This is a genomic window from Brevibacillus invocatus (assembly GCF_003710915.1).
GTDB lineage: Bacteria > Bacillota > Bacilli > Brevibacillales > Brevibacillaceae > Brevibacillus > Brevibacillus invocatus.
On the sequence record NZ_RHHR01000054.1, the window covers coordinates 17,172 to 33,474 of the forward strand.

Sequence of the window (16,303 nt, forward strand, 5' to 3'; positions counted from 1 at the left end):
AAATACCTCCCTCAGATTTTGACCGCTTCCCTTACAATTCATCGTCCCAATTCGGATTGTATTTGTATAACTTTGCTGGTCGGTGACCGGCGCTTCTGCGAATGTGATTGGTCTCCAATACCTTATCCGCGATTTTTCGGCGGAAGGCAGCGGCCAGCAGCTCCTTGCCCAGGATGACTTCAAAAACCTGTTGAAGATCGGACAAGGCAAAATATTCTGGCAGCAGATGAAATGCGATGTCCGTGTAATCCACCTTGTTGCGCAATCTCTCCAGCGCATACAGCACCATCTTGGCATGATCAAAAGCCAGATTTTGCGAGTCCACGATTTCCTGTGTGACTTTGGAGTGACCATTCTCCACTGTCTTGGTGATTTTAACGGTCGCTTGTGCCCGATCCGAATCGTTGGTGAGACGCAGCTCTACCCACTTCTCAGTCATGAAGCCGTTGTCCGTGACGGTTGTCTTTTTTTGTGTCCACTGATCCTGGACGTGAAACCATTTGGCATCCTCTGCACCTGCTCCTGGCTGTACCGGATACAGATCGCTGTTGATCAGGGCCATGTAGGAGCAGCTGATCACCCTTGTTCGCGGATCTCGGCCAATATCCCCCCATGTGTACAGCTGCTCCAGATAGACATCACTTACATTTGTTTCTTTTTCTAGTACCCGGATCGCGGCCTCGTCGATGCTTTCGTGAGCGGAAACAAACCCGCCCGGCAACGCCCACTGTCCCTGAAACGGATGGTCCTTTCGCTTGATCAGCAAAATTTTCAACGCTTTGTCAGATCGCTTGCGGTAATTGTCCGTCTCTTTGTCTACAACCGTGAAGAGCAGCAGATCGACGGTCACGGAAGGCCTCAAATACTGGTTGACATCATACTCCTTCAGGAACTGTTGTTCCGCAGATGAATGGTTGTTCATGTTATTACCCCTCTGATATTATCATTATGTTAATAACAACTTGTTAATAAGATAATAATGGATGGTTTTTCCTTTGTCAACTGGGAAAACACCTTTTGCGCGTGCTTGAGTGGAGATATTACTTTTTTACAATTAATTCAATCCATATAAAAAAGGCTAGCCAGAAACCTTCTGACTGCCTCATTCTATTTAGACTATCAATCCCGTTAGCATCACCACTATCTCATGCTATTTTTTCTATGTCCAGAATGTTCACGTGATGGACAAGTCCTCGTTATTACAATAAGTCTGTTCCGTTCTCCCAACCACATGAAGCTTTTATTCCATATACACCACCGTCAAAATCATCCCTGCAATCACGTCTTCCCCCAGCTCGACTTCCAGCTCGCCTACTTTGCCGCTGACACGCGAAATCACTGGGATTGTCTCGCCTTCCTGGCTAACCAGTACAAACAGCGTCTCCCCCTCTTGCACGTACTCGCCAGTCTGACACGAGATTTGCTGGATTGTTCCGGCCAACCGAGCTATGATTTCATCCTTTAAAACCAACCTGCTCACCCCGACTTCTCTTCTCCTGAATCTCCTGATACTTGCGGCTGATCGTGGATTGACTGACGCCCAGCATCTTGGCGGCCAGCGAGGTCGTTTTGTATTCGTCCATCGCCATGCTGATCAGCTGCTCCTCCATGGCTCGCGTGGCTTCCTTCAACGGCATGATCTTGGTCAAACGCTCTTTGAACTTCCTTTTCTTCTCCTTTTTCAACATGGGACTGATGTGATGCGCCTCGATCAACTCTTCGTCAGCTGTGACGACCAGACGCTCGATGATGTTTTGCAGCTCCCGCACGTTGCCCGGCCAGGAGTAGGCCTCGAGTACATCGAGTGCATCCTGGGAGAGCTGTGTCGACCGCTCGTATTTCTCATTGAAGGTGTGCAAAAAGTGAAGGCTGATCAGCGGAATGTCCTCCGGCCGCTCGCGCAGTGGCGGAATGACGATCGGAATGACAGTCAGCCGGTAGTACAGGTCCTCGCGAAACAGCCCTTCTTCCACCATGCGCTCCAAATTTTTGTTGGTAGCCGCTATGATTTGTACGTCCACCTCTACAACCTCAGAGCCACCGAGCGGGATCATTTCGCGCTCCTGCAAGACGCGCAAGAGCTTCACCTGCAAGCCGAGCGGCAGCTCTGCAATCTCGTCCAGGAATAGCACCCCTTTGTGCGCCATACGAAAATATCCAGGCTTGCCGCTCGTGCTGGCTCCGGTAAATGCGCCTTTTTCATAGCCGAAAAGCTCGCTCTCCAAAAGCGTCTCGGGGATTGCCCCACAGTTTACTTTGACGAATGGCTGACTGCGCCGCGCTCCCCATTCGTAGATCGTGCGGGCGAAAACCTCCTTGCCCACTCCTGATTCCCCAGTCAACAGGACGGTCGAGGAGCTTTTCGCTACCTTGCGAATGTAGTTCATCAGCTTCTCCATCTTGCTGCTGGCATAGATCAATTGGCGCTGCTTGGCTGACTGCTGCTGATCGCGCAGATGCTCCAGCTCCTGCTTGTACTGTGCAGACATCTTTTTAGCTTGCAAAAGCTCCTCCTTGAGCATCACCGTTTCTGTAATATCCCGCAGCGCGATGACGATGCGCTCCAGCCTGCCCGACTCGTCCACGATCGGATTGCCTACAGCCAGCACATTTTTGCCTGAGCTGCTCTTTTGGGTGACAGAGACCTTGCGCATGCGCTCCATGACTTTTTTCACAATCGCTGTAAAAAAGGTTCCCTCATCCTCCAGCTCCATCAGATTAAGTCCGATCAGCTGTTCTTTGTCATTCGCCCAAAAATCCTTGATCAAGCTGCCACTGTATCGAAGCAGGACGCCTTTTTCATCCAGCACCAGAATTTCATCATAAATAGAGGAGAGAATGCCTTGCAGATCGGTGTTCAGGTTTTTGACGGCCTCCATCTCCAGTGCCATCTTCTCGATAAATGGCAGGTCCTGGAGCACGATGATCGCACCCGTAATATGGGCATGCTGATCTCGAATTGGCGCAAAATCCGCCAGAACCGCCATGCTATCCGTCATGATGATCTGGTTGAGAATGACTTCACCGTTGTTTATGACCTTGCGAAAAATGTGCGGGTCGAGCAGTTCATTTGCTCGGGTATCCCGGATTTTTTCCGGGACCACACGCACCATCCGCACGACTTCTGCATTGAAGTTTTCGATCCGCCCCTCTGGATCGGTAATCAAAATCCCCATCGGAATCGAATTGAGCAGGGAGCGCATCCAATCGGTATGGGCAGACTGGCTGGTCAGTAAATAGTAGAGAATATCCTCGCGCTGCAGATAGCCCTCTGGCTTGCCCTCCTGATCCTGCACCAACACAACCTCTTCGCCAAACACCTTGAAGAAATCGAGGACGTCCGCTTCGCGTTGGAAATAAGTCAGATCGGTATGGAAGGGCAGCTCCCGCACTTGTCTTTTCTCCCATTCGGGGTCATGCAAAAATGGCATCACATCGGTATTGCGAATGTAGGCGACGATTTTGTCCTCTACCGCATCGGTGATAAAAACAACCCGTTCCTTCCAGTGCGACATGATTTCCCACAATTCATTGACAGAAGATTCAAACGATAAGGTGTGCGCTTTTCTGACAAACCATTTGGAAACCATAGTTCCTCCCCAATCGCTTTGTATGCTCCTATTATACTTGGGCCGCGATGGGGACGGAAAGCGGAAAAGAAGACTTGAGAGACAGTCTTCTTTTCCATGTGAATGCTATTCTTCAAACCAACCGCTCGGCTGCACCTGCAAGTTGATATTGATCTGCTTCACTTCGGTAAACTCCTCGTAGCCGTATGTGCCAAGACCGCGCCCGATCCCGCTCTGCTTGTATCCTCCCCAAGGAGCTTCATTGTAGGTCGGATGGTAGCAGTTGATCCAGGTGATTCCCGCTCTCAGCTTGCGGATGACGCGCATTGCTTTGGCTCCGTCCTGCGTAAAGACGCCACCAGCCAGACCGTAGACCGTATCGTTAGCAAGGCGAATAGCATCAGCTTCATCCGTAAAGCGCTGGATGGCGAGCACAGGTCCGAATATCTCTTCCTGCACGATTTTCATCGAAGGCGTGGTATCCGTGAAGATCGTAGGCTCCACGAAATAGCCGTTTTCCAATCCAGTGGCCGTGATCCGATTGCCCCCGCACAATAGACGCGCCCCTTCGGATTTGCCCAGCTCGATATAGTGCAGAACCTTTTCCATATGCGCCTGACTGACCAGTGGCCCCATCTCCGTAGACGGGTGGTCGCCAGCACCAACGCGGATTTTTTTTGCCCGCTCCACCAGCCGCTCCACGAAACGGTCATGGATGCTGTCTTCCAGCAGGAGCCTGGAGCCTGCCGAGCATACCTGTCCCTGATTGGCGAAAATACCGAACAATGCATAGTCTACCGCTGTGTCAAAATCGGCATCGGCAAAGACGATATTCGGAGATTTACCGCCCAGCTCCAGCGAGATTTTCTTGATATTCCCGGTAGCCGCGCGCATGATGCTGCGGCCTGTGGCTGTCCCGCCAGTAAAAGAGATCTTGTCCACGAGATGACTTTCTGCGATCTCATTGCCTACTGTTGCCCCCGCTCCCATCACCAGATTGGCTACGCCTTTGGGCACGCCTACCTCTTCTAGAATGGCGAACAGCTTTTGTGCTGTCACCGGTGTGACCTCAGATGGCTTAAACACAATGGTGTTGCCAGCGGCCAATGCCGGAGCAATTTTCCAGACAGCCATCAAAAGCGGATAGTTCCACGGTACGATCAGGCCACACACTCCGACTGGCTCGCGCACGACCATCGCCTGCACAGGGTCTGCCACATGATAGGTCTGTCCATCGGGCTTGCTCACGATTCCCGCGTAGTATCGGAAGCACGCTGCGGCATCTGCCACATCAAAGGCCGTTTCACGCAGGGGCTTTCCGTTGTCCAGCGTCTCCAGACGTCCGATCTCCTCGGCCTGCTGCTCCAGCCTGTCTGCCACAGCCAGTAGCATACGTCCGCGCTCTACAGCAGGCAGCTCCGACCAGATGCCGCTGTCAAAGGCTTCTCTTGCTGCCTGGATCGCATGGCGGGCATCCTCGACGCCCCCTTCTGCGGCAAGCGCAATCGTTTCACCAGAAGCCGGGTTGACGATCACACGCGTGTTTCCCGACTGGGCATCTACCCATTCCCCATTGATATACATCTTCAGGTTCATCATGCTACGAATCCTCTCCCTTATCGCGGCTTTGTGCTCCATACATGTTCAGAGCAAGTCGCATGCCAGTCTTGGACATGCGGTGAAAGCTGTCAATTTACTTTAAGTCGTCCGTTCAAATTATGCAAAAATTCATAATTTATGCAACCGTGCATAATTCGCAGCTTGACACATCCGCTGATTTCCCGTTACATTCAGCTGCGGATCGCCACCAGGGCGGCAAAATCATGGATCAAGGTAGCCGCCAAAAGAGAAGTGGTTTGCGCAGGATCGTAAGGCGGGAGCACCTCGACCAGGTCAAATCCGATGTAATGAAGGTCTTTCAAAGAGCGAACCAGCTCCAGCGTCTCAAAGCTGGTAAAGCCGCCGACCTCGGGAGTTCCTGTACCCAGAGCGAACGCGGGATCGACAAAATCAATATCAAAGCTGAGGAAGCACGGGGTATCGCCAAGCTGTTGCTTGATTTGCGCCACGACCTCCTCCACGCCTCGTCTACGCAGCTCCTGTGTGGTGATCACGTTGTAGCCCAGCTCCAGGCTGGCGTCGAGATCCCCAGGATGGTTCAGCGTTCCGCGAATCCCCAGTTGAAACACTTTGTCCGGTTTCAGCAGCTTTTCTTCGTAGGCGCGGATAAAAGCGGAGCCGTGCCAGTATTTTTCGTCGTAGTAGGTGTCCCAGGTATCCGTATGGGAGTCAAACTGAATCAGTGCAACCTGACCGTAAACCTCCTTGGCCGCACGCAGCGTTGCCAGTGTGATCGAGTGGTCTCCTCCCAGCCCGATCGGCACGATTCCTTTTTTCATCAGGTCAAGCATAGCAGCCTGTATGCGTTCATAGCTGCGATGAATATTGTGCGGAATGACCGATACATCCCCGATATCGATGGCGCGCGTGTCTTCAAACGGGTAGACCTGGTGGATCGGATGGTAGGGAAACAGCAGCATGGACGCCTGGCGGATCGCCTGAGGCGCAAAGCGGGCACCTACCCGAAAAGAAGCCGCTGTATCAAAAGGCAGACCGACAATAGCAACCTTGGCGTCCTCTCTGCTGTACGGCAGCCGCATAAAAGAACCTGTCGTGCAAAATTCCGGCTGGATATCAGGTGTCAGTGGATATTGCATGGTATTTCTCCTCCGAACTCGCCGCCTGCTCCACGATCGACGGATGCAAGCGCGCTGTTTTTCATGGATCGGGGTCAGGAGCAAATACGCTCGGACGACAGGAGCATCGAAAGCAAGACGGCAATCAAGAACATTTGATTTGGCATGGTATTCTCTTTTACCCTCCTTTCCTTTCGGCGACTTGCCACCTCGCTCATGCAAGAGTTGTTTTATGCATGAATAGTGCCAGCTTGGCTTTCGAGAGTAAACGATGGAATACAGTGTTGAACATCGTAGTGAAGCACATTATACTTATTTTCTCTTTGCTGACTTTGAGGCTAGAAGGGAGTATCCCATGATCATTCAAAAACAGGATTGTATTGTGAATGGACTGCACTATGCTGTCAGGTCTGCCATCGAGTCCGATGCAATGGAATTGTCGGCCTTGCGACAGCAGATTGATGGGAAGATGGAAGGAAAAGACCCTTTAACGCACGGACGCAAGGGTCTTCTCGTCTGTTTTTACGTCTATTTTCTAGGAACGGATAGACAAGGAGTTCTTGCTGTACAGCGCCAAGGCACCTGCTCCGATCATCCCGGCGTCCGCCCCCAGTGCACTTTGCACGATCCTTGTTTTTTCATGTCCTGCTTGCATCACATGCTTTCTGACACTTTCTCGCACGGGAGCAAGCAGCCATTCACCTGCCTGCGAGACTCCGCCGCCGATCACCACCAGCTGAGGATTGAAGAGATTTAGCACCACTGAAATCGCCCAGCCCGTAACCTCCCCTACCTCACGCCAGACAGCCGTTGCAATCGGGTCCCCCAGCTGCGCAGCCTCTGCAACATCCCAGGCTGTGATTTTTTGCGGGTCACCCGAGACTCTTTGCCACAAGGGAAGCATCTTTGCCTCATCAGGAATTGCATGCATGGCTTGGGTCAAGCGTTCCCTGGCAATCCGAACGATCCCTGTGGCGGAAGCGACTGTCTCCACACATCCCTGTTTGCCGCAATTGCAGACAACCGTCTGACCTGGAACCGTAATATGACCCAGCTCGCCAGACAATCCTCCTCCTCCGCGCAAGAGCTGACCATGGACGATACTGCCGAGTCCGATACCCGTGCCCATCGAAATGAAAGCGAGATGCCTGAGGCCTTTCCCTGCTCCAAAAACCGCTTCACCCCAGGCGGCCGTGCGAAGATCGTTTTCCATAGCCAAAGGCAAGCCGATGAGCGTGGCGAGCGGTGTGCGTACATCGAGCTGGTGTAGATTGAGGTTGGGAGAATGGATCGAGACACCCTTTTTTCCGTCAAACGGGCCGGGAAATCCAACCCCAACTGCCTCGATGGATACCGCTGAACTGGCCCTAAGCTCGCCAACCAGATCAGCCATCCTTATCAAGAGAGGCTCCAGACTGCCTACCCGGCCTGTCTCCCTGACTGCTGTATCCAGAATCCGTCCCGTCTCATCCATCACTGCGCCTTTCATCGTCGTGCCGCCTACATCCAGACCAATGACGTGGCGCATGATCACTCTCCCCTTTCGTCTGCACACGACTCTTCGTGCGAAATCCGCGTGCCCTTCACTTGCTGCCGCAAGCGCTCTACAACCTCCAGCTCCACCTGTCCCGCCCCGATCGAGCAGGCATTTGACGCACCGCAAGCCATTCCCAGCCTCACTGCATCGTTCCACGCCATGCCCTGCAAACGCCCTGTCACCATACCAGCCAAAAGAGAGTCTCCGCAGCCTACCGTATGAATGGCCTGTGGCAAGCGGACAGCCTCGTAGCTCCAGATCTCCTTCGCACTGCCGAACCACGCGCCTTCCTGCCCCAGTGACAGCAGGACATGCTCCGCTCCCATGCTGATCAGATCGATGACCGCTTGACGTTTTTCCAAATCGCTTTCCAGCCTATATCCGAGCAAGACCTCCGCCTCTTCCCGATTGGGTTTGATCGCATACGGTCGGCCTTCCAATCCGATCCGTAAACCCTCTCCACTGGTATCCAATACGGGTAGCGAGCCAGCATCTCGCACCAGCTGGATCAACGTGCGATAGGTGTCGCTTGGCAGTCCGCCTGGCAAACTTCCGGAGAGGACGACACAGCTGGCCGATCTAGCGAGTCTTTCCAGCTTGGGTTTCAGTTGCTCAAATGCTTCTTCCGATACTACCGCTCCCTGTTCCAGCACCTCCGTCACGCTTCCGCTCGCTTCATCGACAAAGGCAAGACAAGTGCGGGATTCCCCTGGCGTCTCCATAAAATCAGGCTGAATGCCTTCCAGCTCACAGCCCTGGCGGATATAGCGACCGTTTGCCCCGGCGACAAATCCGGTGGCAATCACCTGCTCCATCCCGAGTCTTTTCGCTACTCGCGCGACATTGATCCCTTTCCCTCCAGCCTGAGTCTGCACAGTCCGTGCCCGATGCACCTCACCCAGCTGAAACCGAGGCAGCAGGTAGGTTTTGTCCACAGCAGCGTTCAAGGTTACCGTAACCAGCATCACGGACGCACCTGTACCTGAACCAACGGCTGGCCTAGCTTGGATTTAAATAGGTTGATGACTTCTACCGGCGTCGGGTCTACACCGCGAATCAATGCTGTGTACAGCGAAACGTAATCGGCCAGATAGACAATGGAAAAGAGACGCGCCATCCGCGAAGCTCCCTGCGAGTGGACAACACGGACTGCGCCTGCGCGCTCGCGTAAGATCTCCGCGCTGATCTCGACGCGTTTTGCCATGCTGTCGCTATCTTCGGCATCGCGGATCAGGGTAAAGTGAAAGCCTTTCAGCATCGCGGCTGGAGCGTCCCAGCCGACCGCTTCATCATGGTGCAAACTGGGAATCGCATTCCAGAAGGCCATCACCTTGCTATTCTCTCCGAGCTGATTTTTCCAGCGCCATGCCGGTGCATCGAAAAAAGGCAAGGTCCCGTAAATGACCGGAGTGAGGCCGTCCATCTCGCTGGCGATCTGCTTGGCAAGGTTGACAGCCATCGGGTTCTGTACATGGTACAGTTCGCGAAGCTTCGAGAACAGGGAGATGGTTTCTGTTACTTCACCGCTCTTGTCCTCCACAAGTCCCAGCTTGGTCAAAACTGCCAGAATCGGCAGAAAAATATACCCGAGGACGATTCGCGGCATCATCCCTCCCGGAACGAGCAGATGGGCGTGTCCATGCTCGCGAGCCAGCTCCAGCACCTTACCGCCTGCAGTAATCGCGACGATTTGCGCATTGGCCGAGATAGCCTGCTCGTAGGCGCTGACCACCTCTTGCGTATTGCCGGAATGGCTGACCACGATGACCAGTGTCGTCTCCTTTACGCAGGCAGGAAGAGAATAGCCCTGGTTGAGCTGAATGGGAATCGGAAGCTCGTCGAACAAATACGATTTGACCAGGTTGACGCTTGCCGCTGAGCCGCCTCCCGTCCCCAAAACGAAAACGCTTTCAATCGGTCCTTTTATCGAAGAGACGTCCAGTGATGAAGCGAGCTCCCATCCTTCTGCAAACTGCTTGTCATAATCGTCTGTATCCCGCAAAGCACGAACCGTATCCAGCTTTTGCAGCGTCAAAGCATCATCCAGATTGACCCGCATCCTTCCACGTCCTTCCCATCCCTTTAGTGGTTTGCCGCCTTCCCTACACATCCGCACATCCTCATTTTATCGAGGGCAATCTCCTTCACAGCCTGCTTGGCCAGCTTCATGTAGTGGCGCGGATCATTTTCTGAGGGACGCTCCGCAAACGATTGCTTGAGCGACTGTGAAAAGGCAATCCGCAGCTCCGTCGCCACATTCATTTTCGCCATCCCGAGTGCGACAGAACGCTTTACCTGCGCTTCCGGTATGCCAGACCCTCCGTGTAAAACGAGCGGAATCGGAATACGCTGCGCGATCTGCGCCAAGCGTTCAAAAGCAATGCGCGGCTCACCCTGGTACATGCCATGAGCGGTTCCAATCGCTACAGCCAAAGTATCGACGCCAGTAGCCGCTACAAATTGCTCGCACTCATTCGGATCAGCCAGCAGCGCATCCTCCTTTGCGACGATCCGCTCATCCTCGACACCTCCCACCTTGCCCAGCTCCGCTTCCACATTCACCCCTGATCGATGCGCCAGCTCCACTACCTGCCTAGTCAGCTCCACATTTTGTTCAAAGGGAAGCATGGAAGCATCCATCATCACGGAGGTGTAGCCTGCCTGAATGCAGCGCTCGATCAAGCCATAGTCGTGACAGTGATCCAGATGCAGGGCGATCGGGATCGATGACTGCTCAGTAGCGACACGTACCATCGCCGTCACATAGCCGACCCCCAGATGCTTGATCGTCCCGACTGTCGTTTGCAGAATCAGCGGAGATTGCGCTTCACAGGCAGCCTCCACGACAGCCTGAAGCATTTCCAGCGTATGCACGTTAAATGCAGTGATGCAGTACCCTTCTCTACGCGCCTGTTGCAGCATTTCGGTCGAAGAGACCAGCGGCATGAGCTATTCACTCTCCATCGCTTATTTTTGCGCTACATCCACCTGTATTCCTTGGTCGAGAAAAGCTTCCAGCATTTCTGAATCGAATGAATCTGTAATGATCCGATCAACCTCTGCCAGCTCGGCAAAGCGGCTGAACTGCACCTCGCCAAGCTTGGAATGGTCGGCCAACAAATACACCTTGCGGGCGCGCTCCATCATCACCCGGTTTACACTGCCCTCCTGCACGGACAAGGTAGATATTCCTTCGTGCAAATGAACGCCGTCTGTCCCGATAAAGCACTTGTACACGGACAGCTTCCGCAGGTTTTCCTCTGCAATCGGACCCACGACTGCATACGATTTGGCTCGCATCTCGCCGCCGATCAAGATCATGTTGTGAAGTTCGTGGCTATGCAGCTCCATCGCTATATTGACCGCATTCGTCACGATGGTCAGCCCTGTCACCTGCCGAAGCAGCCTGGCCAAGGCCATCGTTGTCGAGCCTGCCCCAAGGATCAAGGTGTCACCCGGCTCTACGTAGATGAGCGCCTGTCTCGCAATCCGCTCCTTTTCCTCCATGCGCTCTCCCTGCTTCTCCGTAAAGCTGCGCTCCACCGGTAAAAAACGGGTCGTCGTCGCTCCGCCATGCGTGCGGGAGAGCAGCCCTTCGTTTTCCAGCTTGATCAGGTCCTTGCGTATCGTCACTTCAGATACGTCCAGGAGCTTGCTCAATTGGGCTACGGTCATCGTCTTCTGCTGTTCCACCTGTTCGAGAATCCTGCTGTGTCGTTCTGCCGCGAGCATCGTGGATGATCTCCTCCAGTAACTTTCGATTCATTTCGTTTACTTTCATAACATTTCGTTTTATTAGCTATATCGTAGCACTTCCTCTATTTTCCTGTCAAACCAAAATGTTCTGGATACTCGAACGAATAAACTTACAGTAAATAGCCTAAATCGGAACAATCGTTCTGACTTAGGCTCACTACAGCATGATAGTCTTCAATTCCCGTTATCTTTTCAAACCTTTGTTTTTTTATATGGCTTACCAAAGGGATGGATCGACATCTCTTGTCCTTTCTCCTGGGATGGACGGAGTGTAAATAGAGCCAGTAACGTTGATAGCACACTAACCCCTGTCATGGTCCAAAAAAGAGTCATTTGCGTAGCTTTCATTAATATAGAAACGATTGGGGACCAAGTGCAACGCCGATGAATCTCATACTGCTGTAAATCGCCGATATGGTACCGCGCTCCTCTTTCTTTATGCCTTCCGTAATGAAAGCGTCCAGACAAGGCAGCGCTACGCGCTTCCGGACGTCATGGATCGGATCGAGTCGGCTGGCTTGCCTCTGCCTACAGCAGTAGTCCAAACGCCATCAGGTGGTTTTCAAGCTATCTGGATGCTCTCGCAAGCGGTACGCGCTACGCCAAAAGTACGCGTGTTGTTTACGGCAATTCAGCGTCATATGACCAGCGATTTGCAAGGAGATCCGCACGCGATCGGCGTGGAGAGGATCTTCCGCACGCCTACGGAAAGTAACCTGGTGTATTTTGAATCCAACCAGGTCTATGACTTCCAGACCTTTATCGATTGGCGTGACATCAATCATCCGCTTGTTTGGGATCGTACAAGCCCCTTGTTTGACGCCTACGACATCATGAATCATCCAGCGATCATGCGCCTATACAACCAGGATGCAGAGATCGGGAAGCGTGAAGCATCCTGCCTGACGCTTATTTTGGCAATGAAATTTTCAGGATGGCCAATGGATCGGGCGATGGCTGAAATGGAACGCTGGTGGCATGAGTGCTGCTTCAAAACGAAAATAAGGCACTCTCAGGCTCTCTGACGGCTATTGCCGAAGAGTTGGGCTGTGCGGTGTCCAGTTTAAAGAACGTCCTCGCAGATCTGCAAAACGAGGGCGCTATTGTCGTGGAATCCAAGCGTGGTCGCAACGGATCGACATCCATTATCCTGGTTGAGCAAGCGAACGAGGCGTTTATCCAGGAAGCTGCAGCTGCGAAAAATCCGGATCAAGAAAAGAGCCAAATTGATAATACAATAGGTGAGGCGGTGGGTGGGGCTGCGACCGTTTCGTTGCCTGGTTCTGCTGCTGACCTGATTGGTTTGCTGGCTTCTCTAAACGCGCCTTACCCTTCTTCTTTGCCTCTTTACCTTGCGGATCTCTACCGCGATACTGTGGCGGTTTGGGCTTTACCTTCTTCTGATCCTACCTACGCTCTGGATGCCGCGACTCATACTTGGCTTCTTCTCAAGCGCACGCTCATGACTTGTTTGCGCGCTACTAAGCGTGAGGGCATCGCTAACTTGACTGCTTATGTGCGCCAGGCTATGGCTGCTGCGTTACTTGAACTGGTTGAACATGGCTATAGCGTGGATCGCTTGCCTGCGTCTGTGGTTTGGCAGCTAGATTCTGGTCGTGGCGGCTCTTAAAAAATCCTCCCCTATCAAGGGGGCAAATCATGTTTTGCTTTTGAACGCGTTCGGGCTTCTGGAATCCACAACTACCGCCGTCACCCGTAGGGACGAAACGCAGTGGAGGGCGGCCCTCGCCGTTGACGAGCGCGGAGATCCACGACGCTCTTCCGTCAGGGTGGGCTATGCCCATCCCTGCGCTCCCTTTGGGCGGGGGGTGGTTCGGATTTTTAGCTTTTGGCCATCAACTGGCTCTTAAAATCATTCGGATTTAATGGCTGCACTCCTGGTTGGCCAACGAGCTGCAGCGTGCCTTTTTTTCGTGGAATCCGAACGAAGAGAAAAACGAAGCTAGGGAGAGATCGCGGTTTTTGGAGGAAAAGGAGAGTTTGTCTTCTCTACGTGGACATATGGGAAGGATCGCCCGAGCGGTAATCGCTGAAAACGGCGAAAAACGCCCGAAAATGAGGATTCGGACGTTAGGTTACATAATGTATGTTATCGGGACCCACAACTTGTTATCAGAGAAAACCGGTAGGGAGGCTAAATCCTTACCGGTTTTCTCTGATACTTATTGGGTGGGGTAATACCAGCGTAGCTGACATCATTCGCAAATTATTGTAAAACATTAGAAAACGATAATTATCATTTTTTGTAAAATATGATAAAAAAAGGAAGAAATACACTCCGAGTAATGGTAGAAATATGTAGTAAAGGTTTTTTACTATTTTTTACCATCACAGGAGGTGAAGCTTTAACTTAACAGAGAAATTAGTTTTTTTCCGTGTTCTAAATCAGAAGGATTAGAAGATAGTACTTCAATACATCTGATAAACTCTTCAAATTCTTGCAGATTATCATCTATTGTTGCATTTTGTGGATCCTGGAAATAATTTTCTAACATGTAACTGTAACTTAATACAGTTCGAGATTCCTCAGTGTTTCCCAACGTGTATGAGGTATTATCAGAAAGAACTTGGATTTTACTTGAATGAGAAAGAGCTAAATCAAATTTGGTCTCCCAGTCTGTATTATTTTTTAAAGACCTGCTTAGCAGCCTAAGACCTTCCTTAAAATTACTGTCGATTTGCGCTTGAAGTTTTTCAAATTGAGTCTCGACTCCATTCATTTTTACAAAAATAAATACATTGCTAATTGCTAATAATGTTAATAGAACGATTAGATACTTTTTATTTGTATTCAACTCAATATTCACCCTATCTTTTTTCTTAATCATATTACAAGGAGTGTATAAAATGTATAAAAAATCCATTAGCTGCCTTTCTATCGCCCTTGGAATGTCTTTATTATTTAGTAGTAGTAGTTTGGCGGCACCAGATGATAACTTGAGTAAAGCAGAAATCAAAAAATTAAAGGAAGTCTTCCAATTTTCCGATGAGCACATTGCCGATTTAGTTGAAGATGGTAAAGTTCAAGAATATTTGTCGATTAAAAAACCATTAGTTAGTAAAAAGGAAGAATACTATGAGATTTCAAAAAACGGTAATGAAAAAAAGGCAGAGAAGCTTACAAAAAAAGAATTTAAAGAACGACTAGAAAAAGAGAAAAAGAAAAATAAAAAGAAAGAAGAAGAAAATGATACTCCAATTTCAACATTTGACTACGATTTAGAAGATGACCATGATTACATAACTTTAGAAACCTGGTTTATTTATGATGAAGTTGAAGGTGATGCACAAGCTTCAGCACGTTTTGAATTTGCAGATGATAGCAGTACTTATGGTTTTCTTGGTGATCTTTATGAGGATGTTCTTGCAATAGGTATTAGTGATAATGCCTCGTTAGTATCAGATACTGAAGAGTTTTATTTAAAGTTCCGTAAATATGGATTCGATGGAGAATATGATTCTTATGGACATCCAATTTATGAATGGACCTCTATGACTCGAGATGATAGTAGGGCTGATGAGCGAGATGTAGGTGGCTATGCGTTTGATGTTAATTTCCCATCGATGAATACAGAGCGTTATCAGTATATTAAAAATATTAGGGGTTATATGAAAGTTGAAGTAACTCATCGTGATTCTTCTTGGGGTGGAGAAATGTATGATGTTTGGAGTCACTATCTCCATTCATGGGAAGATGTACATTTGTCCTATGGACTTTCAATTCCTCTTGGAGGCAGCATTTCGTGGGAGTATGAGGATGTTTCTGAAAAAATAACAGGGCATACGCAAGAACGTATATATGACTAAACGAAGAGTGCTACATCATCCTAACATTATTTAGGAGAAATTATAGTCGTTAGAAAGAGAGACCAACCGAAGGTTAGGTCTCTCTTTAGTTTATGAAGGATTTACATAATGTTTATTATCGGGACCCATCCTAACGAAGCTTCTATGCTTTAACTGACTTGACCAAAAGCCCTTTGTCAATAAGGGCTTTTGGTCATTTCTTCAAGGTTTTCAGTTCTTTACACAAACGTTGCTGACTCATCAATACTCCAAACAGTACACCTCCCGATACAAAAAGTAACACTGTTATGATTGTGGCCATGTTCGTTCCTCCTTTTCATTTGATATAATAGGAACAGAAAGAAAGTGCCATTTTCTTTCTGCAATTTACTTTTCCATGGAGGGATCCGATACTCTGGATTCTTCTTTTTTTGTGCTTTCTTTCTCTTTATTAGCTTGTAAGGACACGTTTACAATGTCACGTATTTGAATGGTTAAACTTACATGTCGGTAAATAATGCAGATGGCTAAAACTGCAATAAGTCCAGCAATTATGGTGATCGTTGTTTCATTCATCCTTCCTCCTCCTTTTTCCTGATCATGATGTGATCAGTTCCAAAACTGCTAAATGTAAATTTTGCAGAGTGTCTTCGGGTGACATACGGATAAACCACGTCATTTTTTCTAGTTCGGGTTGTAAGTATTTTAGTAAGGCTTCCCGTGCTTCCGGATTTCCTTGTTGCGCATCATGCACCAATTCGCAAAAGGCACTATCTTTTAGCATTTTATTCCCCCTCGTATAATCATTGTTAGAAGCTCTTCTTCAGACAATTTCCAGTTGATCCGGACAACGGAAAGAGAGTGAAGAGAATTCCAGTTAAATTGAATTTGAAGCCATGGTTTGGAGGCCTTAGCCGAACCCCGTACCGCAACCCCGT

General features: G+C 50.1%; 16 protein-coding genes and 1 pseudogene. 3 read left to right on the plus strand and 14 right to left on the minus strand.

Annotated elements, in window-relative coordinates; genetic code table 11:
- Positions 1-31: 31 nt before the first annotated feature.
- From EDM52_RS22870 to EDM52_RS25780, 11 genes and pseudogenes are all read right to left on the minus strand, one after another.
- Positions 32-922 carry an NUDIX hydrolase gene (locus tag EDM52_RS22870; RefSeq protein WP_122911216.1) on the minus strand — a complete coding sequence of 297 codons (891 nt, stop codon included), beginning with the start codon at positions 920-922 and terminating at the stop codon, positions 32-34.
- Positions 923-1,240: 318 nt separating this feature from the next.
- Positions 1,241-1,480, minus strand: a complete 240-nt coding sequence (locus tag EDM52_RS22875; protein WP_245997329.1) for a biotin/lipoyl attachment domain-containing protein — start codon at positions 1,478-1,480, stop codon at positions 1,241-1,243.
- Positions 1,455-3,590, minus strand: coding sequence for a sigma 54-interacting transcriptional regulator (locus EDM52_RS22880; protein ID WP_122911218.1), 2,136 nt, complete (start codon positions 3,588-3,590; stop codon positions 1,455-1,457). Before EDM52_RS22880 ends, EDM52_RS22875 begins: the two co-directional genes overlap by 26 nt.
- 105 nt (positions 3,591-3,695) lie before the next feature.
- Positions 3,696-5,168: an aldehyde dehydrogenase family protein gene (locus tag EDM52_RS22885; RefSeq protein WP_122911219.1), complete on the minus strand. Its 1,473-nt coding sequence runs from the start codon at positions 5,166-5,168 to the stop codon at positions 3,696-3,698.
- A 191-nt stretch (positions 5,169-5,359) separates the two neighbouring features.
- Entirely contained in the window at positions 5,360-6,286 is a 927-nt protein-coding gene (gene speB / locus EDM52_RS22890) for an agmatinase (protein WP_122911220.1), read from the minus strand.
- 514 nt (positions 6,287-6,800) lie between these two features.
- On the minus strand, positions 6,801-7,793 hold the full coding sequence (locus tag EDM52_RS22895; protein ID WP_122911221.1) for an ROK family protein: 993 nt from the start codon (positions 7,791-7,793) through the stop codon (positions 6,801-6,803).
- 2 nt (positions 7,794-7,795) lie between these two features.
- Positions 7,796-8,767, minus strand: coding sequence for a 1-phosphofructokinase family hexose kinase (locus EDM52_RS22900; protein ID WP_122911222.1), 972 nt, complete (start codon positions 8,765-8,767; stop codon positions 7,796-7,798).
- Complete coding sequence (locus tag EDM52_RS22905) at positions 8,767-9,861, minus strand: bifunctional phosphoglucose/phosphomannose isomerase (RefSeq protein WP_122911223.1); 1,095 nt, start codon at positions 9,859-9,861, stop codon at positions 8,767-8,769. The genes EDM52_RS22900 and EDM52_RS22905 overlap by 1 nt, the downstream gene beginning before the upstream one ends.
- A gap of 23 nt (positions 9,862-9,884) precedes the next feature.
- Positions 9,885-10,748: a class II fructose-1,6-bisphosphate aldolase gene (fba, locus tag EDM52_RS22910; protein WP_122911224.1), complete on the minus strand. Its 864-nt coding sequence runs from the start codon at positions 10,746-10,748 to the stop codon at positions 9,885-9,887.
- Positions 10,749-10,769: 21 nt separating this feature from the next.
- Positions 10,770-11,534 carry a DeoR/GlpR family DNA-binding transcription regulator gene (locus EDM52_RS22915; RefSeq protein ID WP_122911225.1) on the minus strand — a complete coding sequence of 255 codons (765 nt, stop codon included), beginning with the start codon at positions 11,532-11,534 and terminating at the stop codon, positions 10,770-10,772.
- Positions 11,535-11,902: 368 nt separating this feature from the next.
- Positions 11,903-12,037, minus strand: a pseudogene (locus EDM52_RS25780) (MFS transporter); the annotation flags it as partial.
- 15 nt (positions 12,038-12,052) lie between these two features.
- Between EDM52_RS25780 and EDM52_RS22925 the strand changes: the two are divergent.
- Together EDM52_RS22925 and EDM52_RS22930 are read left to right on the plus strand one after the other, a co-directional pair.
- Positions 12,053-12,583 (plus strand): hypothetical protein, encoded by a 531-nt coding sequence (locus EDM52_RS22925; RefSeq protein WP_183185315.1) that lies wholly within the window; start codon positions 12,053-12,055, stop codon positions 12,581-12,583.
- A 17-nt stretch (positions 12,584-12,600) separates the two neighbouring features.
- A complete protein-coding gene (locus tag EDM52_RS22930) occupies positions 12,601-13,188 on the plus strand; it encodes a hypothetical protein (RefSeq protein WP_148038797.1) in 588 nt (195 codons plus the stop codon).
- A gap of 736 nt (positions 13,189-13,924) precedes the next feature.
- On the opposite strand, the gene EDM52_RS22935 is transcribed toward EDM52_RS22930, so the two are convergent.
- Entirely contained in the window at positions 13,925-14,407 is a 483-nt protein-coding gene (locus EDM52_RS22935) for a hypothetical protein (RefSeq protein ID WP_148038798.1), read from the minus strand.
- 19 nt (positions 14,408-14,426) lie between these two features.
- On the opposite strand from EDM52_RS22935, the gene EDM52_RS22940 reads away from it, so the two are divergent.
- The gene (locus EDM52_RS22940; protein WP_122911230.1) at positions 14,427-15,386 is read left to right on the plus strand and encodes a hypothetical protein; all 960 of its coding nucleotides are present in this window, start codon (positions 14,427-14,429) and stop codon (positions 15,384-15,386) included.
- A 366-nt stretch (positions 15,387-15,752) separates the two neighbouring features.
- Here the strand turns inward: EDM52_RS22940 and EDM52_RS22945 are convergent, their stop codons facing one another.
- On the minus strand, positions 15,753-15,941 hold the full coding sequence (locus tag EDM52_RS22945; protein WP_122911231.1) for a hypothetical protein: 189 nt from the start codon (positions 15,939-15,941) through the stop codon (positions 15,753-15,755).
- A gap of 22 nt (positions 15,942-15,963) precedes the next feature.
- On the minus strand, positions 15,964-16,149 hold the full coding sequence (locus EDM52_RS22950; protein WP_122911232.1) for a hypothetical protein: 186 nt from the start codon (positions 16,147-16,149) through the stop codon (positions 15,964-15,966).
- Positions 16,150-16,303: the final 154 nt, after the last annotated feature.